19 protein-coding genes are annotated in these 21,593 nt (G+C 71.5%); 8 read left to right on the top strand and 11 right to left on the bottom strand.

The window, feature by feature from the left end; all coding sequences use genetic code 11:
• Positions 1-31 precede the first annotated feature (31 nt).
• The gene (locus tag ACFVYR_RS18300) at positions 32-1,525 is read right to left on the bottom strand and encodes a NarK family nitrate/nitrite MFS transporter (RefSeq protein WP_384253435.1); all 1,494 of its coding nucleotides are present in this window, start codon (positions 1,523-1,525) and stop codon (positions 32-34) included.
• Positions 1,526-1,767: 242 nt separating this feature from the next.
• Here ACFVYR_RS18300 and ACFVYR_RS18305 point away from each other — a divergent pair, with 242 nt between their 5' ends.
• The 3 genes from ACFVYR_RS18305 (at position 1,768) to ACFVYR_RS18315 (ending at position 5,247) form a co-directional block, all read left to right on the top strand.
• Entirely contained in the window at positions 1,768-2,817 is a 1,050-nt protein-coding gene (locus tag ACFVYR_RS18305) for a P1 family peptidase (RefSeq protein ID WP_384253437.1), read from the top strand.
• A 170-nt stretch (positions 2,818-2,987) separates the two neighbouring features.
• Positions 2,988-4,232, top strand: coding sequence for an Ig-like domain-containing protein (locus tag ACFVYR_RS18310; protein ID WP_384253733.1), 1,245 nt, complete (start codon positions 2,988-2,990; stop codon positions 4,230-4,232).
• 196 nt (positions 4,233-4,428) lie between these two features.
• The gene (locus tag ACFVYR_RS18315) at positions 4,429-5,247 is read left to right on the top strand and encodes a DUF6227 family protein (protein WP_384253440.1); all 819 of its coding nucleotides are present in this window, start codon (positions 4,429-4,431) and stop codon (positions 5,245-5,247) included.
• 82 nt (positions 5,248-5,329) lie between these two features.
• On the opposite strand, the gene ACFVYR_RS18320 is transcribed toward ACFVYR_RS18315, so the two are convergent.
• The 5 genes from ACFVYR_RS18320 to ACFVYR_RS18340 form a co-directional block, all read right to left on the bottom strand.
• The gene (locus tag ACFVYR_RS18320) at positions 5,330-5,584 is read right to left on the bottom strand and encodes a hypothetical protein (protein WP_384253442.1); all 255 of its coding nucleotides are present in this window, start codon (positions 5,582-5,584) and stop codon (positions 5,330-5,332) included.
• Between the two features lie 132 nt (positions 5,585-5,716).
• Positions 5,717-7,822, bottom strand: coding sequence for a fructose-specific PTS transporter subunit EIIC (locus ACFVYR_RS18325; protein WP_384253444.1), 2,106 nt, complete (start codon positions 7,820-7,822; stop codon positions 5,717-5,719).
• 82 nt (positions 7,823-7,904) lie between these two features.
• Complete coding sequence (gene pfkB / locus ACFVYR_RS18330) at positions 7,905-8,852, bottom strand: 1-phosphofructokinase (protein WP_384253447.1); 948 nt, start codon at positions 8,850-8,852, stop codon at positions 7,905-7,907.
• A 130-nt stretch (positions 8,853-8,982) separates the two neighbouring features.
• The gene (locus ACFVYR_RS18335; RefSeq protein ID WP_384253449.1) at positions 8,983-9,744 is read right to left on the bottom strand and encodes a DeoR/GlpR family DNA-binding transcription regulator; all 762 of its coding nucleotides are present in this window, start codon (positions 9,742-9,744) and stop codon (positions 8,983-8,985) included.
• A gap of 191 nt (positions 9,745-9,935) precedes the next feature.
• Entirely contained in the window at positions 9,936-10,562 is a 627-nt protein-coding gene (locus tag ACFVYR_RS18340) for a TetR/AcrR family transcriptional regulator (protein WP_384253452.1), read from the bottom strand.
• Between the two features lie 176 nt (positions 10,563-10,738).
• Here ACFVYR_RS18340 and ACFVYR_RS18345 point away from each other — a divergent pair, with 176 nt between their 5' ends.
• A complete protein-coding gene (locus tag ACFVYR_RS18345) occupies positions 10,739-11,992 on the top strand; it encodes an extracellular solute-binding protein (RefSeq protein ID WP_384253454.1) in 1,254 nt (417 codons plus the stop codon).
• 87 nt (positions 11,993-12,079) lie between these two features.
• Here ACFVYR_RS18345 and ACFVYR_RS18350 read toward each other — a convergent pair whose 3' ends face one another.
• Positions 12,080-13,660, bottom strand: a complete 1,581-nt coding sequence (locus tag ACFVYR_RS18350; protein WP_384253457.1) for an MFS transporter — start codon at positions 13,658-13,660, stop codon at positions 12,080-12,082.
• A 63-nt stretch (positions 13,661-13,723) separates the two neighbouring features.
• Here ACFVYR_RS18350 and ACFVYR_RS18355 point away from each other — a divergent pair, with 63 nt between their 5' ends.
• Complete coding sequence (locus ACFVYR_RS18355; RefSeq protein ID WP_384253458.1) at positions 13,724-14,710, top strand: helix-turn-helix transcriptional regulator; 987 nt, start codon at positions 13,724-13,726, stop codon at positions 14,708-14,710.
• A gap of 33 nt (positions 14,711-14,743) precedes the next feature.
• On the opposite strand, the gene ACFVYR_RS18360 is transcribed toward ACFVYR_RS18355, so the two are convergent.
• A complete protein-coding gene (locus ACFVYR_RS18360; RefSeq protein ID WP_384253460.1) occupies positions 14,744-15,742 on the bottom strand; it encodes an RNA polymerase sigma factor RpoD/SigA in 999 nt (332 codons plus the stop codon).
• A 181-nt stretch (positions 15,743-15,923) separates the two neighbouring features.
• On the opposite strand from ACFVYR_RS18360, the gene ACFVYR_RS18365 reads away from it, so the two are divergent.
• Positions 15,924-16,466 (top strand): GNAT family N-acetyltransferase, encoded by a 543-nt coding sequence (locus tag ACFVYR_RS18365; RefSeq protein WP_384253462.1) that lies wholly within the window; start codon positions 15,924-15,926, stop codon positions 16,464-16,466.
• Between the two features lie 138 nt (positions 16,467-16,604).
• Positions 16,605-17,660, top strand: coding sequence for a questin oxidase family protein (locus ACFVYR_RS18370; protein WP_384253464.1), 1,056 nt, complete (start codon positions 16,605-16,607; stop codon positions 17,658-17,660).
• Positions 17,661-17,719: 59 nt separating this feature from the next.
• Here the strand turns inward: ACFVYR_RS18370 and ACFVYR_RS18375 are convergent, their stop codons facing one another.
• Positions 17,720-18,481 carry a dioxygenase gene (locus ACFVYR_RS18375; RefSeq protein ID WP_384253735.1) on the bottom strand — a complete coding sequence of 254 codons (762 nt, stop codon included), beginning with the start codon at positions 18,479-18,481 and terminating at the stop codon, positions 17,720-17,722.
• 141 nt (positions 18,482-18,622) lie between these two features.
• Here ACFVYR_RS18375 and ACFVYR_RS18380 point away from each other — a divergent pair, with 141 nt between their 5' ends.
• A complete protein-coding gene (locus tag ACFVYR_RS18380; protein ID WP_384253466.1) occupies positions 18,623-19,138 on the top strand; it encodes a MarR family winged helix-turn-helix transcriptional regulator in 516 nt (171 codons plus the stop codon).
• Between the two features lie 40 nt (positions 19,139-19,178).
• Here the strand turns inward: ACFVYR_RS18380 and ACFVYR_RS18385 are convergent, their stop codons facing one another.
• Together ACFVYR_RS18385 and ACFVYR_RS18390 are read right to left on the bottom strand one after the other, a co-directional pair.
• Complete coding sequence (locus ACFVYR_RS18385; RefSeq protein WP_384253469.1) at positions 19,179-20,702, bottom strand: MFS transporter; 1,524 nt, start codon at positions 20,700-20,702, stop codon at positions 19,179-19,181.
• Positions 20,703-20,765: 63 nt separating this feature from the next.
• Entirely contained in the window at positions 20,766-21,452 is a 687-nt protein-coding gene (locus ACFVYR_RS18390) for a TetR/AcrR family transcriptional regulator (RefSeq protein WP_384253471.1), read from the bottom strand.
• Positions 21,453-21,593: the final 141 nt, after the last annotated feature.

Consider the following 21,593-nt stretch of genomic DNA (forward strand, 5'->3'; position numbering starts at 1 on the left):
CATTCACAAGAAAGCCGGGACGGCACCCGGTTCAGCTGGGCGACTCCGCGTTCTTGCGGGCGTAGAACCACCAGGCGACCGCGATGCAGCTGGCGTAGAAGGCCACGAAACCCCACATGGCCCCGGTGACCGGGAAGTTGGCGAACATCGCAGGGATGAAGAAGAAGCCGTACGCCGCGATGGCGGAGGTGAAGCCGGTGACGGCGCCCGCCTCCATCTCCGACTGCTTCAGCGCCTTCGCGTACGCGGGGGTGCCCTCGGTCAGGCCCTTCAGGTGCTGGTTACGGAAGATCACCGGGATCTGGCGGAACGTGGAGCCGTTGCCGATGCCCGAGAAGAAGAACGCGCAGAGGAAGCAGGCGAAGAAGCCCCAGAAGTTGCCGTCGTCGCCGCCGGAGGGCAGGAAGTTGATGACGCCGATGATCGAGAGCGCCATGCCGACGAACGAGATGATGGTGACCCTCGCACCGCCGATCTTGTCGGCGATCCAGCCGCCGGCCCAGCGGGCGAGCGCGCCCACGGCCGGGCCCATCCAGGCGTAGGTGGCCGCGGAGTAGGCCGCGTCGATCGGGGTGAACGTGGTCTTGATGAGCATGGGCAGGGCGGCGGCGAAGCCGATGAAGGAGCCGAACGTGCCGACGTAGAGCCAGGTCATCAGCCAGTTGTGCTTGCGCTTGAAAATGATCTTCTGCTGGCTGAACGGGGTGGAGGCGACCTTGAGGTCGTTCTGGCCGAACCACGCGACGGCGGCCAGGATCACCAGGACCGGCACCCACAGGAACGCCGCGTTCTGCAGCCAGACCGCCGAGCCGTCCGCCCTGTGCTGGGCCGAGCCGACCGCGATGACCGAGCTGGTGATGACGATCGGGGTGAGCAGCTGGACGACGGAGACACCGAGGTTGCCGAGGCCGCCGTTGATGCCGGTGGCGTTGCCCTTGTCCTTCTTGGGGAAGAAGAAGCCGATGTTGGCGAGGGACGAGGCGAAGTTGGCGCCGCCGATGCCGCAGAGGGCCGCGATGGCGATCATCACGCCGTACGAGGTGCCGGGGTCCTGGACGGCGACGCCGAGCCAGATCAGCGGGACGACCAGGACGACGGTGGAGAGCGCGGTGAAGCGGCGCTGGCCGATCATCGGGCCGAGGAAGGTGTAGAGGATCCGGGCCGTGCCGCCCGTCAGACCCGGGACCGCCGTCAGCCAGAACAGCTGCGAGGTGGAGAAGCCGAACCCGACGTCCTTCAGGTTGGTCGCGGTGACCGACCACACCTGCCAGACGACGAAGGCGACCAGGAGGGCGGGGACCGCGATCCACAGATTGCGGGCGGCGACCTTGCGGCCGGTGGACTTCCAGAAGAGCTCGTTCTCCGGCTCCCAGTCGGTGATGGTGCGGCCGGGCCGGTACTGCGCGGGGTCATACGTCGTGCCCGCGCTCGGGTTCGGGTTCGGGTTCGCGCTCGGGCTCGGGTTCGCGCTCGGGCTCGCGCTCGGGGGAGCGGTGGGTGCTGGCCGAACGGCAGGCGGTGTCATGTTGGTTCCCGGTTCGCTCAGGGTCCCGACCTTGTTACGGGGCCTGACATATCCACGGTCGCCCGCGCGGGCGCGCGCGGGCAGAGGCGTAGGACACGGGGTGGCCGGGCCAAAGAGGAGGGAGCTGACGGGACTTCGGACCTCGGGCGGGCAGGTACCTCCCGATGCCGTGCGGGGCACGGCACCCCGGCACCCCGGCACCCCGACACCCCGCACGGCCACGCTCGTGGTACGCCTTCCCCATGACCTCTGATGCCTCGAACGTGCCCGGGTCCCTGACCGATGTCGCCGGGCTCCGTGTCGGTCACGCGACGCGGACCGGGGGCGGCCGGCTCACCGGCACCACCGTGGTGCTCGCCCCCGAGGGCGGCGCCGTCGCAGCCGTCGACGTACGCGGTGGCGGCCCCGGCACCCGTGAGACGGACGCCCTCGACCCGCGCAATCTGGTGCAGCGGGTCGAGGCCGTCGTCCTCACCGGCGGCAGTGCGTACGGGCTGGACGCGGCGTCCGGGGTGGTGGCGTGGCTGGAGGAGCGGGGCCGGGGGGTGCAGGTCGGGCCCGACCCCTCCCACGTCGTCCCCGTCGTCCCGGCCGCCTGCGTCTTCGACCTGGGCCGGGGTGGCGACTTCAAGGCCAGGCCCGACGCGGCGACCGGCCGGGCGGCCGTCGAGGCGGCCGCCCGCACCGGACTGTTCGCCGCCGTCGAGGAGGGCGGCGTAGGCGCGGGCACCGGCGCGGTGGTCGGCAGCTTCAAGGGCGGCATCGGCAGCGCGAGCGTCCGCCTCGGCTCGGGGATCACGGTCGCCGCGCTGGTCGTGGCGAACGCCGCGGGCTCAGCGGTCGACCCGGAGACGGGCGCGTTGTACGGGCAGTACTTCGCGGGGCGGCGGGTGAGTTGCCCGGCGCCCGAGGTCCACGAGGAGGCGAAGCGGCGTCTCGCCGAGGCCGCCGCGGAGAACGGGCCGCCACCGCTGAACACGACCCTGGCCGTGGTCGCGACCGACGCCGAACTCACCAAGGCGCAGGCGCAGAAGCTGGCCGGCACGTCGCACGACGGCATGGCGCGCGCGGTGCGGCCCGTGCACCTCCTCAACGACGGCGACACGGTCTTCGCCCTCGCCACCGGCGCCCACGCCCTGGCCGCCGAAAGACCGCTCGCCCTCAACGAGATCCTCGCCGCGGGCGCGGACGTCGTGACGGAGGCGATCGTGCGGGCGATGCTGGCGGCGGAGTCCGTGAGGACGCCGGGCGGCACGTTCCCCGCGTACCCCGACCTCTACGGGGGGCGGTGACAGATCGGCAGATGGGCAGGTGGGCAGGTGGGCAGGTGGGCAGATGGCGGGAGGGCAGCCCAAATAGGGTCAAATACCAACCACACCCCGCCCGTTGAAGCACTGAATGTGCCCACACTCACACCGCCCGGCGGGAACCTTCAGACGCACACGGCCGCTCTTTACTCGTACTGGATCAGAACACCTACTTGGAGCAGCCCGTGACAAGGTCGGTCATAGTCAACCCCCGGCGCCGTGCCCTGCTGGCCGCCACCGCGCTCGCTGCCGTGGGCGCGCTGACCCTGTCGGCCTGTGGAGGTGACGCGGACGCCAAGGACGACAAGAACAGCAGCGCGGCCGCCAAGGGTGCGGACATCACCATCTCGTCCAAGGACGGTGCCACCGACGCCTCGATCAACGCCACCGGTGTCAGGGTCAAGAACGGCAAGCTGACCAGCGTGAAGATGACGTCGGTGACGTCAGGCACGGCGGTCGAGGGCACCATCTCCGGCGACGGCACCAGCTGGAAGCCCAAGTCCCAGCTGGAGCGCGGCACGAAGTACAAGGTGACCGCCAACGCCAAGGACGCCAAGGGCAACGCGGCGACCGAGAACGCGACGTTCACGACGGTCTCCTCGGCCAACAGCTTCATCGGCACCTACACGCCGGACGGCGGCGCCACGGTCGGCGTCGGCATGCCGGTCTCCTTCAACTTCGACAAGGCGATCACGGAGAAGAAGGACGTCCAGTCGCACATCACGGTGACGTCAAGCAGTGGCCAGGAGGTCGTCGGCCACTGGTTCGGCAACCAGCGCCTGGACTTCCGGCCCGAGGACTACTGGAAGGCCGGGTCCAAGGTCACGATGAAGATCAACCTGGACGGCGTGAAGGGCGCGAACGGCGTCACCGGCGTGCAGAACAAGACGGTCACCTTCACCGTCGGCCGCGCCCAGGTCTCCACGGTCGACGTGCAGGCCAAGAAGATGACGGTCGAGCGCGACGGCAAGGTCATCAAGTCCGTCCCGATCTCGGCGGGCAGCCCGTCGAACCCGACGTACAACGGCAAGATGGTCATCTCGGAGAAGTTCACGCAGACCCGGATGAACGGCGACACGGTCGGCTTCGGCGGGGAGTACGACATCAAGGACGTGCCGCACGCCATGCGCCTGTCCTCGTCGGGCACCTTCATCCACGGCAACTACTGGGGCTCGCCCTCGATCTTCGGCAGCGCCAACACCAGCCACGGCTGCGTCGGCCTCCAGGACGCGCGCGGTGCGGGTGACCCCGGCACCCAGGGCGCCTGGTTCTTCAACAACTCGCTGATCGGCGACGTCGTGACGGTCAAGGGCTCCCCCGACAAGACCATCGCCCCGGACAACGGCCTCAATGGCTGGAACATGTCGTGGAGCGAGTGGAAGGCCGGCAGCGCGAGCTGACCGCGCGCCGCTTTCCGGGCTCACTCCCGGCCCACTCCCGGCCCACTCCCGGGCCGGCCCTGAAGCCCAACTGCGCGAGCCGCGCGGGAACTTCCCGTGCGGCTCGCGCGTTTTCCCGTTCCCGGACATGATGTCGGACCCAGGGGCTACGGTATGCACTCACCAGGTGACATGTAGCAACGCCGGGAGAAGAACCTTGAGCGTTCCGTACGACACCGCGTACGAGCCACCCGAGTCGCCCGAACCGCACTCCCCGGAGGAGTACCTCGAGCGACTTCTCGGCCGCGCCCTGAACTCCTTCGACCTGCCGGACGAGGTGCTGGCCCATCTCGACTCGGCCGTCGCCCACGACAGTTCGCTGCACTCGGCCCACCACAGCTCGGGCCTGCACCGCGAGACGTACAGACACACCTGGCTGCTCGCGGACGCGTCCGTGCTTACGCTCTGGGAGCTCGTCCACAACACCGCGCCGGGCAGCGCCCCGACGCACGAGATCTACGCCGACGAGGAGGAGGCGGGCGTCGCCACCTCGCGGCTGCCGCTGCCGCCCGACCCGCCCGCCTGCGGCCGGCCCGTCGTGCTCCAGCTCCCCGCCGACTCGGGCCCCCGCCACGCGTACGTCCCCGACGGCTCCGCGGACCACGCGCGCCGCCTCCTGCGCCGCGCGGAGAACCCGGACGGCGACCGGCCGGGCAAGGACGTCGTGCGCGAGCTGCGCGCGGCGTTCGCGCACCAGATCACCCAGGCGTTCGGCCGCCCCTGCCTGACCGGCGAGATGCGCATGTCCTTCTCGCTCTACGAGCACGCGTTCCTGCTCGTCGACGGCGGCGAGAGAAGCCTGTGGGAGGTGGAGCACACGCTCACACCCGACGGGCGGCACATGTGCGAGGTGTACGCGACCGAGGAGGCGGCCCGCGCCGCGATGGAGCGCAGGGCCCAGGAATGGACGCGGACCCGAGGCGGTCAGGGCGCCCGGAGCAGGCGAGGCGGCCAGGGCACCCGGGCGCAGGGCTGAGCGGTGAGGGCCCTAAAGACGCAGGACGCGCAGGACGCGCAGGACGCGTAGGCCCGGAGCCTCCGCGTCAGGAGCGTTCGCGTCAGGAGCGTCCGTCGCCGAACTGCCGTACGAGACCGGCGAAGGCGGCCCGCTCGTCGGCGGTGAGTTCCACGGTCTCCGCCCGCGGCGGACCCTGCTGGGTCGGCAGCGCGCGCAGCGGCTGCGTTCGGCTCCACCCCTCGGCGCCGGAGCGGTCCCTGCGCATCACCCGCACCAGGCCGACGGCCCAGACGACGGTCGCCACGGCGAGCGCGGCCACGCCTATCTGCTGAACGATCGAGACATCCTGGAACATGCGGCCCAGTAGACAACAAGGGCGGGACCTTTCGACAGGGGAGATCAGGACTTAGGTCCCGAAGTGACGCATGTCGCACACTGCGGGACCTGAACCCATTTGCCCCCGTGCGGACCGGTCCGGCCCGCGCGCTCAGACGGTCGCCGACGCCCGCGTCCCCTTGGACGCGTCCGCCGCCGACGCACCGGCGGACGTCTCCTCGTCCGTACCGGCCGCCCCGGCGGGCCCCGTCCTCCTCGCGCCCTTGAGCAGGACGACCACGGCCGTCGAGACGCAGACGCCGGCCGCGATCGCGACCAGGTAGAGCAGCGGCCGGCCGATCAGCGGGACCACGAACACACCGCCGTGCGGGGCGCGCAGCGTGCAGTCGAACGCCATCGACAGGGCGCCGGTGACCGCGCCGCCCGCCATGGACGCGGGGATGACGCGCAGCGGGTCGGCGGCCGCGAACGGGATCGCGCCCTCCGTGATGAAGGAGGCGCCGAGGAACCAGGCCGCCTTGCCGTTCTCCCGCTCGGCCTTGGTGAAGAGGCGTCCGCGGACCGTCGTGGCGAGCGCCATGGCGAGTGGCGGGACCATGCCTGCCGCCATCGTCGCGGCCATCACCTTGAGGCCTCCGTCGGTCGGATGGGTGAGGCCGCCGATCGCGAAGGCGTAGGCCACCTTGTTGAGCGGGCCGCCGAGGTCGAAGCACATCATCAGGCCGAGGATCACGCCGAGGATGATCGCGTTGGCGCCGGAGAGGCCCTCCAGCCAGTCGGTCAGCGCGCTCTGCAGGGAGGCGATGGGCTTGCCGACGACGAGGAACATCAGGAAGCCGACCACCGCCGATGAGATCAGCGGAATCACCACCACCGGCATGATGCCGCGCAGCACGGCCGGGATGCGGACCCGCTGGATGCCCATGACGACGGCGCCCGCGAGCAGACCGGCGGCGAGACCGCCGAGGAAGCCCGCGTTGATGGTGACGGCGACCGAGCCGCCGACGAAGCCGGGGACCAGGCCGGGCCGGTCGGCCATTCCGTACGCGATGTAGCCCGCGAGGACCGGGACCAGGAAGGCGAAGGCGAGGCCGCCGATCTGGAAGAGCAGGGCGGCCCAGCTGGTGTGGTCGGTCCAGATGAAGTGCTCGGCGACCGACGGCGCCTTGTCGATCTTCCAGCCACCGATGGCGAAGCCGAGGGCGATGAGCAGGCCGCCCGCCGCGACGAAGGGAACCATGTAACTGACGCCCGACATCAGCCACTTGCGCAGCTTGGTGCCGTAGCCGTCGCCGCTGTCCCCGGCGCTTTCGACCGGGGTCGGCCCCGCGGGGGCGGTCGTCTCGCCGCGCGCGGCCTTCTCCCGTACCTCCGTGATGAGTTCGGCGGGCCGGTTGATCCCCGCCTTGACGCCCACGTCGACGGTGGGCTTGCCCGCGAAGCGGGACTTGTCGCGTACGGGGACGTCGTGGGCGAAGATCACCGCGTCCGCGGCGGCCAGGACGGCCGGGTCGAGACGGGTGAAGCCGGCGGAGCCCTGCGTCTCCACGGTCAGCTCCACGCCTGCCTCGCGGGCCGCGTTCTCCAGGGACTCGGCGGCCATGTAGGTGTGGGCGATGCCGGTGGGGCAGGAGGTGACGGCGACGATACGGAACGGTTGGGCGGCGCCGGGAGCCGTGTCCTCGCCGTCCTGCCCGCCGCCGGAAGCCGTGCGCCCGCCGTCTCGCCCGCCGCCGGAAGCCATGCCCCCGCCGTCCTGCTCGACGCCGCAAGCTTCGGCCGCCCCTTCGGCCGCCCCTTCATCCCCTCCTTCCTCGCCCCTGATCAGGGCTGCCGCCTCCGCCGCCGTCGAGGCGGACCGCAGCGCGCCCGTGAACTCCGCGTCCATCAACTGCCGTGCCAGCGACGACAGGATCGTCAGGTGGGCGTCGTCCGCGCCCGCCGGGGCCGCGATCAGGAAGATCAGGTCCGCGGGGCCGTCCGGCGCGCCGAAGTCGATGCCGCGTGCCGACCGGCCGAAGGCGAGGGTCGGCTCGGTGACGTGCGCGCTGCGGCAGTGCGGAATGCCGATGCCGCCGTCCAGGCCGGTCGGCATCTGCGCCTCGCGGGCCGCCACATCGGCGAGGAACCCTTCCAGGTCGCTCACGCGCCCGAGCGCCACCATGCGCTCGGCGAGGGAACGGGCCGCGGCTTCCTTGGTTTCGGCGGACAGGTCGATTTCGAGGTCGACCAGGTCCGCGGTGATCATCTCGGTCATCGCGGGCTCCTTCGTACGCGTATCGCCCGGTGGGCGGGGGCGGGGGCTTGGATGGCGGCGGGGGCTGGGATGGCGGCGGGTTTCATGCGGCGGGCTCCGTCAGTACGCGGTCCAGCGGGACCTCGTCCGTCACGATGACCGCGTCCGGCACGAGGTCCGCGGGGGCCGGCATCACGCTGCCCGGCAGCTGGACGGCGGCGGCGCCGTGCGCGACGGCCGAGGCGAGCGCGCGGGGCCCCGCGCCGCCGGCGATCAGGAACCCGGCGAGGGAGGAGTCACCGGCGCCGACGTTGCTGCGCACGGCGTCGACGGGGGCGCTCGCGAAGTACGTGCCCGACGCGTCGACCAGGAGCTGGCCGTCGGCGCCGAGGCTCGCGAGGACGGCCCGGGCGCCCGACGCCCGCAGCTCCCGCGCGGCCTCGACCGCGTCGCCGACCGTGGTGAGGGGACGGCCCACGGCCTCGGCGAGCTCCTCGGCGTTGGGCTTGACGACGTCGGGGCGTTCGGCGAGCGCGGCGAGCAGCGCGGGGCCCGAGGTGTCCAGGGCGATCCGGGCCCCGGCCGCGTGCGCGCGGGCCACCAGCTCGGCGTACCACGACGGCTTCAGGCCGCGCGGCAGGCTGCCGCAGCAGGCGATCCAGTCGGCGCCGGCCGACCGTTCGCCTACGGTGGCGAGCAGCTTCTCCCGTTCCTGGTCCGACAGTTCGGGGCCGGGGGCGTTGATTTTCGTGAGCGTGCCGTCCGGCTCGGCGACCGCGATGTTGGAGCGGGTCTGTCCGGCCACCGGCACCGGGGCGGCCTCGATGCCCTGCTCGTCGAGGAGTCGGGCGACGAGGGCGCCGGGCGCGCCGCCCAGCGGCAGTACGGCGACCGTCCGCACGCCCGCCGCCGCGACGGCCCGAGAGACGTTGACGCCCTTGCCGCCCGGGTCCATTCGGTCGCCGGTGGCGCGGACGACCTCGCCGCGGTCGAGCGAGGGCACCTCGTAGGTGCGGTCGAGGGAGGGGTTGGGGGTGACGGTGAGGATCATGCGCGTACCGCTGCTTTCGTGCTGATGTGCGTACCGGCCGCTTCTGCGCCTTCGGGCGTGCCGGATGCGTCCGTACTCACGCGTGGACCGGCTGCGTCCGTACTCACGCGCGTACCGGCTGCTTGCCTGCTCACGCGCGTACTACTTCCGTGCCCGCGGCCTCGATGGTGGCCGCGACCGCGGGGTCGAGGCCCGTGTCGGTGATCAGTACGTCCACGTCGGTGAGGTCGCCGAAGCGGGCGAAGTGCTCCTGGCCGTGTTTGGCGGAGTCCGCGAGCAGCACGACGCGGCGGGCCGCGGCGACGGCCGCGCGCTTCACGGCGGCCTCGGCGAGATCGGGGGTGGTGAGGCCACTCTCCGCGGAGAACCCGTTGGCGGCGAGGAAGACGACGTCGGCGCGGATCTCGCCGTACGCCCGCAGGGCCCAGGCGTCCACGGCCGCGCGGGTACGCTGCCTGACCCGGCCGCCGATGAGGTGGAGCTGGATGCCGGGGTGGTCGGCGAGACGCGCGGCGGTGGGCAGTCCGTGCGTGACGACGGTGAGCGTCGACTCCAGTGGGAGCGCCGCCGCGAGCCGCGCCACGGTCGAGCCGGCGTCGAGGATGACGCTGCCCTCCGCTGGCAGTTCGGCGAGGGCGGCGCGGGCGATGCGGTCCTTCTCGTCGGCGGCGGTGCCCTCGCGCTCGGTGAGGTCAGGCTCGAAGTCGAGCCGCCCGGCCGGTATGGCACCGCCGTGCACGCGGCGCACGAGGCCTGCGCGGTCGAGCGCCTTCAGGTCGCGCCGAATGGTCTCCGCGGTGACCTGGAGCTCCTCGGCCAGCGAGAGGACGTCGACCCGCCCGCCGTCCCGCGCGAGCCGCAGGATCTCCTGCTGCCGCTCCGGTGCGTACATGTCCGTTTGCCTCCACCGAATGCCCGAGCTTGTGGTTTCACTCGCAGCGTACGGTTGGGTTTCGGGAAAGTAAACAGGTTCGGGCACGCCTCAGACACAAACGGACTTTGGGCCTTGTGGGGTGGTGGCTCGTAACCCCCTGCCCCTACGGGCACCTACGCCACCCGCGCCACCTACGGCACCTACGGCACCTACGGCCAGGCAAACCCCTCCAACGCCCCCAGGCAGCGCCCCGCCAGCCCATCCGGCCCCTCGCCCCCGTCAGACCCCAACGCCCACGTCTCCACCGCCACCCGTACCGCCGTACTCGCGATGCCCGCCGCCAGGCGCAGCTCCAGCGACGGCTCGGCGGTCCGCTCCTCGCCACCCGACCGTTCCGCGAGGACCGCCAGCAGCGTCTGCTCCGACGCGTGGCACGCGTCCGCCCACACCGCACGCAGCGCCGCGCTCTCCACCGACATGCGCAGCAACGACCGCACCCAGTCCAGGGGCTCGGCCGCCCCGGCCGTCCCGGCCCCGAGCGCCTCCCGCACCGCGTGCCGTAGCGCGTCCGGAACGGACAGCTCCGCCGGCGCACCGCGCACCGCCTCGGCCCACTGCTGCGCGCCCACCGCGAAGAGCGGCGCGACGGACTCCTCCTTGGTCGGGAAGTAGCGGTAGAACGTGCGCGGCGCGACGCCCGCCGCCCGCGCGATGTCCTCGGCGCGGGTGGCCCGCAGCCCGTCCGCGACGAAGAGCGCCGCCGCGGTGCGGGCGATGTCCAGGCGGGTCTCGTTCTTGCGTCGCTCCGTGAGCGAAACGGGAGGCATGTCAGGCATGCCAGGCAGGTTATGCCAGTCTCCTGACACGACTCATCGGCACGCACTGCCCGTATGGCAGAATCTGCCACCGTCAGATGCGTGCCAGACGCGCGGGCAGATGGCGTCCGGTGCGCGGGCTGTGCGCATCCGCCGTCGCCGGATGCGCGGGAACAAACAAAGGGTGGCAATCAGCGGTGCGTCGTCGGCAGTTCCTTCTCCATACGGCCGGTCTCGCCGGCGCCACCGCGCTCGGCGCCGGCGGCCTCAGCGCCTGTTCCGCGGAGACCGATGCCCCGCTCAAGCTCCTCGTGGCCAGCTACGACAAGAGCGTGGGCTCCTCGATCGGTGACCAGTGGGGCAGCCTCATCGCCGGCTTCAAGAAGGCCCACCCGGACATCGAAGTCGACCTCGAACGCGTCCCGTTCGCCAAACTCGACGAGACCCTGGCCCGGCGCGTGAAGGACGGCGAGGCCCCCGACATCGCCCAGTCCAACTTCTTCGCGCCCTACGCCGAGGACGGCAAGCTCTACGGCGCGTCCGACCTCTTCGACGTGCGTACCGAGGGCGATTTCATCCGCTCCTACGCGGAGGCGGGCATGGTCGACCGCGTCCAGTACGGGCTGCCCTTCCTGGCCAGCACCCCGCGACTCTTCTACAACAAGGCCCTGTTCAAGCAGGCCCGCGTCGAGGCGCCCCGGTCCTGGGCCGAACTGCGCTCCGCGGCCCAGGCGTTGAAGGGGATCGGCGTGCCCACCCCGTACGGGCTGCAACTCGGTCCGGAGGCCGCCGAGGACGAGGCACTCGCCTGGCTGCTCGCGGACGGCGGAGGCTACGCGGGCCTCGCGGGCTACGACTTCGCAGGCGCCGGCAACATCGCCACCCTGACCTGGCTGCGCGACAACCTCGTGCGGCCGGGCCTCGCGGGCCCCGACCCGAAGTCGCTGACGAGGACGGACGCGTACGCCCAGTTCCTGCGCGGGAAGATCGGCATGATGATCGCGCACCCGGTCCTGATGGGCGCCGCCGACCGGGCCAAGTTCCCTTACGCGCACGCCCCGTTCCCCAAGAAGCTCGGCGGCGCCGCGCCGCCCGTGGGGCTCAACGACTGGCTGATGGCGTTCAGGCGGAACGGGCGGCGCGAGCAGTGCGGCGCGTTCCTGAGCCACCTGTACGGCCGCAAGTCGGCCCTGGCGTACGGCGGGAGCCAGTCGGCGCTGCCGGTGACGAGCTCGGCGTCGGACGCGCTGCGCGAGGACCCGAAGCAGCGTCCGATGTGGGACTTCATCGACCAGATGCCGCGGGCCCAGTTCCAGCCGACGCACCTCGGCTCGTGGCCCGAGGTCAGGAGCGCGGTGCGCCGCCACATCGGCGAGGCGGTGGCCAAGGGCGGCAACCCGAGAGAGGTCCTGGAGTCGCTGGACACGGCGGCGACCCGGGCGGAGCTCTGAGAGTCTGACGCTCCGCCCGGGCCGGGCAGTCGTACGCGGTGCACACAGGGCAGTCGTACGCGGTGCACACAGGGCGCGGTGGCCCGCTCAGCGAACCAACGCGGTCTCGGGCTCCGGCTCACCCTCGGACTCGGACTCGGACTCGGACTCGGGCGCAGCCTCGGCCGCGGGACCCGGCACCGTCTCATCCGCACCGCCGCCCTCGACATGCTGCCGCGGCTTCGCCGGGAGCGCGAACATCAGCAGGAAGATGACCAGGAGGACGCCGGCCACCCACCACAGCGCGTTCTGGAACCCGTCCGCGAACTCCGCGGGGATGCGGTTCGGCGCGACCCGGTCGTCGATCACTCCGAAGAACGCCACCGACACCAGGCCGAGGCCGAGCGCGTTGCCCATCTGCTGCACGGTGTTGATGAGGCCGGAGGCCGAACCGGCGTGCTCCTGCGGGACGTCCGAGAGGACCGCGTCGGTGATCGGGGCCACGATCAGGCCCATGCCGACGCCCATCACGACGAGCGGGAGCGCCATCTGCCAGGGCGCGATGTCCGCGCCGTACCGGTCGGCCTCCCAGATGTAGATCAGCACACCGGCGGCCATCGTCAGGGCGCCGGTCTGCAGCACCTTGCGGCCGAACCGGGGCACGAGCTGCTGCACGGAGACGCCGGCCGCCGCGGAGACCGCGATGGAGAACGGCACTCCGGTGAGCCCGGCGCGCAGCGGGGTCCAGCCGAGGCCGATCTGCATGTAGAGGGTCCAGACGAGGAAGAAGATGCCGAGGGCGACACCGAACACGGTCTGCACCGCGATGCCCGCGGCGAAGCTCTTGACCTTGAACAGCGAGAGTTCCACGAGCGGCGAACCGTCCTTCGCGGCCTTCCACTTCTCGTACGCGACGAGCGCGCCGAAGACGACGAAGGCGCCGCCCATCATGACGTAACCCCAGACCGGCCAGTCCAGCTCACGTCCGCGGGTGAGCGGGTAGAGCAGCATGAGCAGGCCGAGCGTGACCAGGACGACGCCGACGAGGTCGAGCTTGAGGGCCCTCGGCGCCTTCGACTCGGTGATGAACTTGCGGCCGAGCAGCAGGCCCGCGATGCCCACCGGCAGGTTGATGAGGAAGATCGGCCGCCACTGCAGGCCGAAGAGGTTCCACTCGGTGAGCAGCGCGCCGAGCAGCGGTCCGGAGACCGCCCCCAGGCCGACGACCATGCCGAAGAGGCCGAAGACCTTGCCACGCTCGTGGGCGGGGAAGGTGGCGTGCACGATCGACAGCACCTGCGGCACCATCAGCGCGGCCATGCCGCCCTGCAGGATGCGCGACGCGACCAGCATCTCCGGGTTCGCCGCGAAGCCGCAGAGCGCGGAGGCGACGGTGAACCCGGTGATCCCTATGAGGAAGAGCCGCTTGCGTCCGTGGATGTCGCCGAGGCGTCCACCGGTGATGAGGCCGGCGGCGAAGGCGAGCGCGTACCCCGCGGTGATCCACTGAATCTGGCTGAGGGAGGCGCCCTCGTTCCGCTGGATGGACGGGATCGCGATGTTGACGATGGTCACGTCGACGAGGTCCATGAAGGCGGCGGTCATCACGATGGCCAGGGCGAACCAGCGCCGCCGGTCGCCGGCGGCCACCGGCGTCCCGGGTGCGGAAGTGGTGCTCGGTGAAGTCATGCCGTTCAGGCTAGAGGCCATATAGGACAGCTCATGACCTAGTTGTCCGGCATCCTGGGCTTCATGACGACGACGGACGGTACGGCGGCCGGTACGGACACCCCGGCCCGGCTCTTCCAGCTCCTCTCGCTCCTGCAGACCCCCCGCGAGTGGCCCGGCGCCGAGCTCTCCGAGCGGCTCGGTGTCAGCAGGCGCACGGTGCGGCGCGACATCGACCGGCTGCGGGACCTCGGCTATCCGGTGCGGGCCAGCCAGGGCGCGGCGGGCGGCTACCGTCTCGTCGCGGGCAAGGCGATGCCGCCGCTCGTCCTGGACGACGAGGAGGCGGTGGCCATCGCGGTCGGCCTGCGGGCCGGGGCGGGGCACGCGGTGGAGGGCGTGGAGGAGGCGTCGGTACGGGCGCTCGCCAAGCTGGAGCAGGTGCTTCCCGCCCGACTGCGCCACCGGGTCTCCGCGTTGCAGATCGCGACGACGCCGCTGACCAGCGGGGACGGTGCGAGTATCGCGCCGGAGACGCTGACGGTGATGGCGTCGGCGGCGGCCGGCCAGGAACGTCTGCGGTTCGGCTACCGGGCGGGTGACGGCACGCAGTCGCGTCGCCTCACCGAGCCGTACCGGCTGGTCTCGACGGGGCGGCGCTGGTACCTCGTGGCGTTCGACATCGACCGCGAGGACTGGCGGACCTTCCGGGTGGACCGGGTGAGCGAGCCGTTCGCGACGGGCGCGCGGTTCGTGCCGCGTGAGCTGCCCAAGGGGGACGCGGCGGAGTTCATCCGCGACTCCATGTGGCGCGGCCGCCAGGCCTACGACCTGGACGTGACGTTCGCCGCCCCCGCGGCGTTCGTGGCCGCCCGCCTGACATCGGCGCTCGGCCCGGTGGAACCCCTGGACGAGCACAGCTGCCGCCTGCGGGCGACGGTCTCGGGCACCGTCGAGTGGCTGGCGATCCGCCTCGCGGTGATGGACTGCGACTTCACGGTCCACGCCCCGCGGGAGCTGGTCTCGTACGTGGCCGACTTGGCGTCACGGCTGGGGAGGGCGACGGGATGAGCCGATGAGCCCCCACCCGCCCAGCCGGCCGCCCTAGGCCACCGCGTCGAACCCGGTGTCCCTGGCCAGCTTCTTCAGCTCAAGAAGCGCGTGCTTCTCGATCTGCCGGATCCGCTCACGCGTCAGCCCGTGCTCCTTGCCGACCTCCGTCAGCGTCCGCTCGCGGCCGTCCTCGATGCCGTACCGCATCTTGATGATGGACGCCGTGCGCTGGTCGAGGCGGCCTATCAGGTCGTCGAGCTCCTCCCTGCGCAGCAGGGAGAGGACGGACTGCTCGGGCGAGACGGCGGAGGTGTCCTCCAGGAGGTCGCCGAACTGGGTGTCGCCCTGGTCGTCCACGCCCATGTTCAGCGAGACGGGGTCGCGTGCCCAGTCCAGGACGTCGATGACGCGCTCCGGCGTCGAGGACAGCTCCTTGGCGATCTCCGCGGGCTCCGGCTCCCGGCCGTTCTCCCTGTTGAACTCGCGCTGCACACGGCGGATCCGGCCCAGCTCCTCGACCAGGTGGACGGGGAGGCGGATGGTGCGGGACTGGTCGGCTATGGAGCGGGTGATGGCCTGGCGGATCCACCACGTGGCGTACGTGGAGAACTTGAAACCCTTGGCGTAGTCGAACTTCTCGACGGCGCGGACCAGGCCCGCGTTCCCCTCCTGGATCAGGTCGAGCAGGGGCAGGCCGCTGCGCGGATAGCGGCGGGCGACCGCGACGACCAGGCGGAGGTTCGAGCGGATGAAGACGTCCTTGGCCCGCTCACCGTCGGCGACGAGGGCTTCGAGCTCCTCGCGGCCCGCGGTGACCCGGCTGTCCTCGACCTCGCCGTCCAGAATCTTCCGGGCATACACCCCCGCCTCGATGACCTGGGAGAGTTCCACTTCCTTGGCGGCATCGAGCAGCGGCGTACGCGCGATCTCGTCGAGGTACATGCCGACCAGGTCGCGGTCGGCGATCTCCCCGCCTACGGCGCGAACACTGCGTGCCGCGTCGGTCTCGCCGGAGGCGGACTTGCGACGGGCGACGGCACGGGTTGCCATGCGTGCTCCCTTGCGATGTGGTGGTCCTGGTCGGCCCTGGTGGGGCCTCTGTGGTGGATGGCACACCCTCGGGTGCCCTGCATCCGATGGAAACAACGACTGGAATCCGGACAGAATTCCCAAGCCGCACATCTTTTTTCCTGACGGTGCAGTACCCTGTGCCGCTACACACGGAGGTCGGGTGCTGTCAGAGGGTGCGGAGACGCAGGTCAGGCCGGGGGCCGAGGCCGACCTGGAAGCCCTCACGGACCTCTACAACCACTACGTCCGTGAGACGGCGGTCACCTTCGACACCGTCGCCCTCCGTCCGGAAGAGCGCCGCCCTTGGCTGCTCTCCCACCCCGAAGACGGCCCGCACCGTCTCTTGGTTGCTCAGGAGCGGGATTCCGGCCTCCGCCCCTCTCGGGTGCTCGGATACGCGACGAGTAGTCCTTTCCGTCCGAAGCCCGCGTACTCGACCTCCGTGGAGGTCAGCGTGTACTGCGCCCCCGAGGCCGTGGGCCGGGGCATCGGCACGCTCCTCTACCGGGCCCTCTTCGACGCCCTGCGCGGCGAGGACCTGCACCGCGCCTACGCGGGCGTGGCCCTCCCGAACGAGGCGTCGGTCCGCCTCCACGAGCGCTTCGGGTTCCGTCACGTGGGGACGTACGAGGAAGCGGGCAGGAAGTTCGGGCGGTACTGGGACGTCGCCTGGTACGAGCTGCCGCTCGACGGCCAAGCCTGAATCGCACCCGGACCCGGACCACGCACGCAACCCTGCCCCAGGCCGCGCGCACGCAACCCCGTCCTAGGCCCCACGCACGACCCCGGCCTAGGCCCGCAGACCGTTCCCCGCCCCACCCCCGCCGCCTACCGTCCCCACATGACCGGCACAGATTCCGACACCCGCACCGACCCCGGCCCCGACACCACGGGTGTCCTCGACGAAGCCCTGCAGCGGCTGCACACCACCGGACCCGAGCGCCTGGGGTGGCTCTCCAACCACGCGCCGATGGCCGTCGAGGCGCTCGCCGCGCGCGGGCAGTCCGGATCCGTCCATCGTTGGCTTGATCTTTACGGTCCGCGCCTGGAGGAGTTTCCGGCGTCCGTCGAACCGGTCACCGACGCCGACTGGCCCGCCGCACTCGGCGATCCGCGCCGGGCGGCCGACTGGATCACGTACTTCGGCCGGGAGATCGAGGCGCGGCCCTGGCGCGACGTGCTCGCCACCTGGTGGCCACGCCTGCTCCCCGGCCTGTACGGCGCGGCCACGCACCCGGTGATCCGGGTGGGCCACGCCGTGCGCGCCCTGGAGCGGGGCGGCGCCAACGAGCCGCGCCTGGCGGAGCTCGCGCATGGCCTCGGCTACTGGGCGGCCCGGCACACCCCCGCCACCGGCATCGCCCCGCTGCCCGGCGCCATGAGCGCGACCGACGCCCTGGAGGCGGTGCCGCCCATCGACGAGCGGGCGGAGGGCGGCTTCGGCGAGCGGCTCGGGCGGGTCGGGGCGCTGCCGAGGTGGGGCGCCGCGGTGACCGATCCCGACGAGGCGCGGCGCCGGCTCACCGAGCTGGTACGGGCGGCCACCCACCGGTACGCCACGCACGGCCACGGCGAGCCGACGATGCTGGTGCACGCGGCGACCGCGCCCAACGCCGTGCTGCGCGCCCTGCCCGCGCTCCCCCGCACCCTGTGGGCGACGAGCCTGCACGCCGCGTGGACGGCGTCGGCCGCGGTCACCGCGATGTACGCGCCGGACGCCCCCGTCGCGTACACCTCACCCGGCACGTACACCGCCGAGGAGGTCTTCGAGCGGGCCCTGGCACACGGCGACGAGCACGTGATCAAGCTGGCCGACACCGCCCTGGACGTGGGCGACGAGCAAGCGCTGGCGGCGGCGCTGCGCGCCGTGGACCTGAGCGAACCGCTCACCGCCTGAGCCGGAACGACCGCCGAGCCACCCCACCACCCCACCTCACCCCGCCACCCCACCCCACCTCACCCGAACTGCACCGACCTCTTCGCCAGCCCCATCCAGAACCCGTCGATCACACTGCGCTGCTCGCCGATGTCCCCCGTGGCGTCGGCCGCGCCGAGCGTCACGAAGAGCGGGGCGAAGTGCTCCGTGCGCGGGTGGGCGAGCTGCCCGGCCGGGGACTTGTGCCCGAAGTCGAGCAGCGCGTCCACGTCGCCCGCCGTCAGGGCCGCTTCGCCCCAGGCGTCGAACTCCGCCGACCAGGACGGGACGCCGCCGTGGCGCAGCGCGGCCAGATTGTGCGTGAAGAAGCCGCTGCCGACGATGAGCACGCCCTCGTCGCGCAGCGGGGTGAGCCTGCGGCCGATGTCCATGAGGCGGCGCGGGTCGAGGGTCGGCAGGGAGATCTGGAGCACGGGGATGTCCGCGTCCGGATACATCTCCACCAGCGGGACGTACGCGCCGTGGTCGAGCCCGCGGTCCGGCACGTCCTGCACGGGCATGCCGGGCGCGCGCAGCAGCTTGCGTACGGAGTCGGCCAGCCGGGGCGCGCCGGGCGCGGCGTAGGTCACCTCGTAGTAGTGCTGGGGGAAGCCCCAGAAGTCGTACACGAGGGGGAGCGTCTCGGTGGCGGAGAGGGCCAGCGGGGCCTCTTCCCAGTGGGCGGAGACCATGAGGATCGCGGTGGGCCTGGGCAGCCCGGCGGACCAGGCGGCCAGTTCGCCGGGCCAGACCGGGTCGTCGGCGAGCGGCGGGGCGCCGTGGCTGAGGTACAGGGCGGGCATGCGGGTCATCGCGCACCTCCGGGTCCGGGCGGTCGGCGGTCCAGCACCCTTTCGCCCATTACTTGAACTCTCAAGCTTTACATCCACACCCTACGCGCGGTTTGTTCAAGATTCAAGAAGGGGCCTCGTACAGTGGGGTACATGGATACGGCAGCGACCCCCTCCCCGGCCGACGACCCGCGCTGGCTGGACGGCGATGAGCAGCGCGTCTGGCGGGCCTACCTCCACGCCACCACTCTCCTCGACGACCACCTCGACCGTCAGCTGCAGCGTGACGCGGGCATGCCGCACATGTACTACGGCATATTGGTCCAGCTCTCCGACGCCCCACGGCGGCGGCTGCGGATGACCGAACTGGCCAGGACCATGAAGATCACCCGGTCCCGTCTCTCGCACGCGGTCGCCCGGCTGGAGAAGAGCGGCTGGGTGCGCCGCGAGGACTGCCCCTCCGACAAGCGCGGCCAGCTGGCGATCCTCACCGACGAGGGGTTCGAGGTGCTGCGCAGGACCGCCCCCGGCCATGTCTCCGCCGTCCGCAAGGCCCTCTTCGACCGGCTCACCCCGGAACAGCAGAAGTCCCTCGGCGAGATCATGACGATCGTCGCCGAGGGACTCCAGCCGAAGGAGGCCGGGGCAGACCTCCCCTGGCTCCGCTAGGGCCTGTCTTTCGGATCCGCCCGGATCAAGCCGGCCCGGATCAGTGGGCCATCACCGGAATCCTGACCTCGTCCTCGACACCGTCCGACGAGTCGGCCGGAGCCGACGTGCCGCCCTGGTGGCCGGTGTTGACGAAGGTCGCCGCGATCAGCGACGCGGCGGCCAGGATGCCGACCGCCCACCAGATGGCGCTGGTGTACCCCTCGACCATGGCCTGGGCCTGGAGCAGCTTCGGGTTGGTCGCGCCGGCCGCGTGGTCCGTGAGGTACGCGGTGGTCGCCGAGGCGGCGATGGTGTTGAGCAGGGCCGTGCCGATGGCGCCGCCGACCTGCTGCGAGGTGTTGACCATCGCGGAGGCGACACCGGCGTCACGGGCCTCGACGCCGTGCGTGGCCAGGGACATGGCGGGCATGAACGCCGTACCCATGCCGAGGCCCAGCATCAGCTGCGCGGGCAGGATCAGACCGGCGTACGAGGTGCCGATCTCCAGCTGCGTCAGGAGCAGCATGCCGAGGGCGGCGAGCAGGAAGCCCGGGGCCATGAGCAGCCGCGGCGGTACGCGGGTCATCAGCCGGGCGCCGATCTGCGTGGAGCCCGTGATCATGCCGACGATCATCGGCAGGAAGGCGAAGCCGGTCTTGACCGGCGAGTACCCCTTCACGATCTGGAGGTAGTACGTGAGGAACAGGAACAGGCCGAACATCGCGATGATCGCGAGGCCGAGCGACAGGTAGACGCCGCCGCGGTTGCGCTCGGTCAGGACGCGCAGCGGCAGCAGCGGCGACTTGACCTTGGCCTCGGTGAGGACGAACGCGGCGAGCAGCACGGCGGACGCGACGAACATGGCGATGGTCACGGAGTCGGACCAGCCCTCGGACTCGGCGCGGGTGAAGCCGTAGACCAGCGCGACCAGGCCGAGGGTGGAGAGGACCACGCCGGGGATGTCGAGCGGGGAACGGTTGCGGCCACCGGCCGGCTCACGGATGACGAAGTACGCGCCGAGCGCGGCGACGACCGCGAACGGGATGTTCACGAAGAAGGTCCAGCGCCAGTTCAGGTACTCGGTGAGGAAGCCGCCGAGGATCAGGCCGACGGCGCCGCCGCCACCGGCGATCGCGCCGTAGATGCCGAAGGCCTTGGCGCGCTCCTTGGCGTCGGTGAACATCACCGCGAGCAGGGAGAGGGCGGCGGGCGCGAGCAGCGCGCCGAAGACGCCCTGCAGGGCGCGGGCGCCCAGCATCATGGCCTCGCTGGTCGCGGCGCCGCCGAGCGCGGAGGCCGCGGCGAAGCCGACCAGGCCGGTCACGAAGGTGCGCTTGCGGCCCCACAGGTCGGAGATGCGGCCACCGAAGAGCAGCAGGCCGCCGAAGGCGAGCGCGTAGGCCGTGATGACCCACTGGCGGTTGCCGTCGGATATGCCGAGGTCCTGCTGGGCGGAGGGCAGCGCGATGTTCACGATGGTCGCGTCGAGCACGACCATCAGCTGCGCGAGAGCGATGAAGACGAGCGCTCTCCAGCGGTTGTTGTCGGGCCCCGAGTCGGGCTTGAGAGCTGTTTCAGACATGGGAGTAGCCACCTAGCGGTACGAAATGTGCGAAGCGTGAGGTCAGCAGCAGTAGGTCAGAAATCAGTCATTGGTCGAGTCATTGGTCGAGCAGTGGTCCTGCCGGAGGTCGCCCAGCGTGGCCGCCTCCCCCGGCAGCTCGGACCGGGCGGGCGCCATCAGGCCGTCAAGGAACAGCTGCAGATGGCGGTGGATGAAGCCGTCCATGCTCGGGCAGGCCGTGCCCGGCAGCGGCCGGGTGAGCTGGGAGAGGGCGACCATCAGGTCCCCGACGGCGATGTCGGTGCGCAGTTGCCCGGCCGCGCGGGCCCGCTCCATGAGGCCTTCGATGGACAGCTCCAACTGCTCGCGGGCGTCGAGCAGTTCGGGGTGGAAGGGGTCGAAGTCGGGGGACAGCATCGGGCACATGGCGCCGATCCGCTCCTCGGCCGCGGCGTGCACGAAGGTACGCAGCGCCCCGAACGCGGCTGCGCCGTCGGCGTCCGCCGTGGCGATGCCCTGTTCGGCGAGGGCCGTGACGCGCTCCATCACCGTACGGACGACCTGGCGGACCAGTTCGCCGCGGTCGGCGAAGTGGCGGTAGACCGTGGCGTTGCCGACGCCGGCCCGGCGCGCGACCTCGTCGAGGGGTACGTCCGCTCCGTACTCCACGAACATCTCGCGTGCGGCGGCGACGATCCGCTCCCGGTTGCGCAGGGCGTCGGCCCGCGGGCGGGCGACTCGGCGCTGCGGGGCGGTGGCGGTGTCCACGGCTGCTCCTTCAATGGTCGGGCTCCGGCGATGCGGGGAGAGATTCCCCGTTTCGCACGTACGCAGGTCTAAACGGGGAGAGAGTCCCCGGATATTTCCCACGCGGCCCACATTCCCACGTGACCTGAGTCACACATCACC

The sequence above is a fragment of the Streptomyces sp. NPDC058284 genome (genome assembly GCF_042881135.1).
GTDB lineage: Bacteria > Actinomycetota > Actinomycetes > Streptomycetales > Streptomycetaceae > Streptomyces.

What these genes read in the sequence shown, in the direction of transcription:
- ACFVYR_RS18305 (WP_384253437.1), top strand. Translation starts at nt 1,768, where the DNA reads ATGACCTCTGATGCCTCGAACGTGCCCGGGTCCCTGACCGATGTCGCC.
- ACFVYR_RS18325 (WP_384253444.1), bottom strand. Translation starts at nt 7,822, where the DNA reads ATGACCGAGATGATCACCGCGGACCTGGTCGACCTCGAAATCGACCTG.
- ACFVYR_RS18300 (WP_384253435.1), bottom strand. Translation starts at nt 1,525, where the DNA reads ATGACACCGCCTGCCGTTCGGCCAGCACCCACCGCTCCCCCGAGCGCG.
- ACFVYR_RS18370 (WP_384253464.1), top strand. Translation starts at nt 16,605, where the DNA reads ATGACCGGCACAGATTCCGACACCCGCACCGACCCCGGCCCCGACACC.
- ACFVYR_RS18320 (WP_384253442.1), bottom strand. Translation starts at nt 5,584, where the DNA reads ATGTTCCAGGATGTCTCGATCGTTCAGCAGATAGGCGTGGCCGCGCTC.
- ACFVYR_RS18380 (WP_384253466.1), top strand. Translation starts at nt 18,623, where the DNA reads ATGGATACGGCAGCGACCCCCTCCCCGGCCGACGACCCGCGCTGGCTG.
- ACFVYR_RS18385 (WP_384253469.1), bottom strand. Translation starts at nt 20,702, where the DNA reads ATGTCTGAAACAGCTCTCAAGCCCGACTCGGGGCCCGACAACAACCGC.
- ACFVYR_RS18360 (WP_384253460.1), bottom strand. Translation starts at nt 15,742, where the DNA reads ATGGCAACCCGTGCCGTCGCCCGTCGCAAGTCCGCCTCCGGCGAGACC.
- ACFVYR_RS18335 (WP_384253449.1), bottom strand. Translation starts at nt 9,744, where the DNA reads ATGTACGCACCGGAGCGGCAGCAGGAGATCCTGCGGCTCGCGCGGGAC.
- ACFVYR_RS18350 (WP_384253457.1), bottom strand. Translation starts at nt 13,660, where the DNA reads ATGACTTCACCGAGCACCACTTCCGCACCCGGGACGCCGGTGGCCGCC.
- ACFVYR_RS18340 (WP_384253452.1), bottom strand. Translation starts at nt 10,562, where the DNA reads ATGCCTGACATGCCTCCCGTTTCGCTCACGGAGCGACGCAAGAACGAG.
- ACFVYR_RS18375 (WP_384253735.1), bottom strand. Translation starts at nt 18,481, where the DNA reads ATGCCCGCCCTGTACCTCAGCCACGGCGCCCCGCCGCTCGCCGACGAC.
- ACFVYR_RS18355 (WP_384253458.1), top strand. Translation starts at nt 13,724, where the DNA reads ATGACGACGACGGACGGTACGGCGGCCGGTACGGACACCCCGGCCCGG.
- pfkB (WP_384253447.1), bottom strand. Translation starts at nt 8,852, where the DNA reads ATGATCCTCACCGTCACCCCCAACCCCTCCCTCGACCGCACCTACGAG.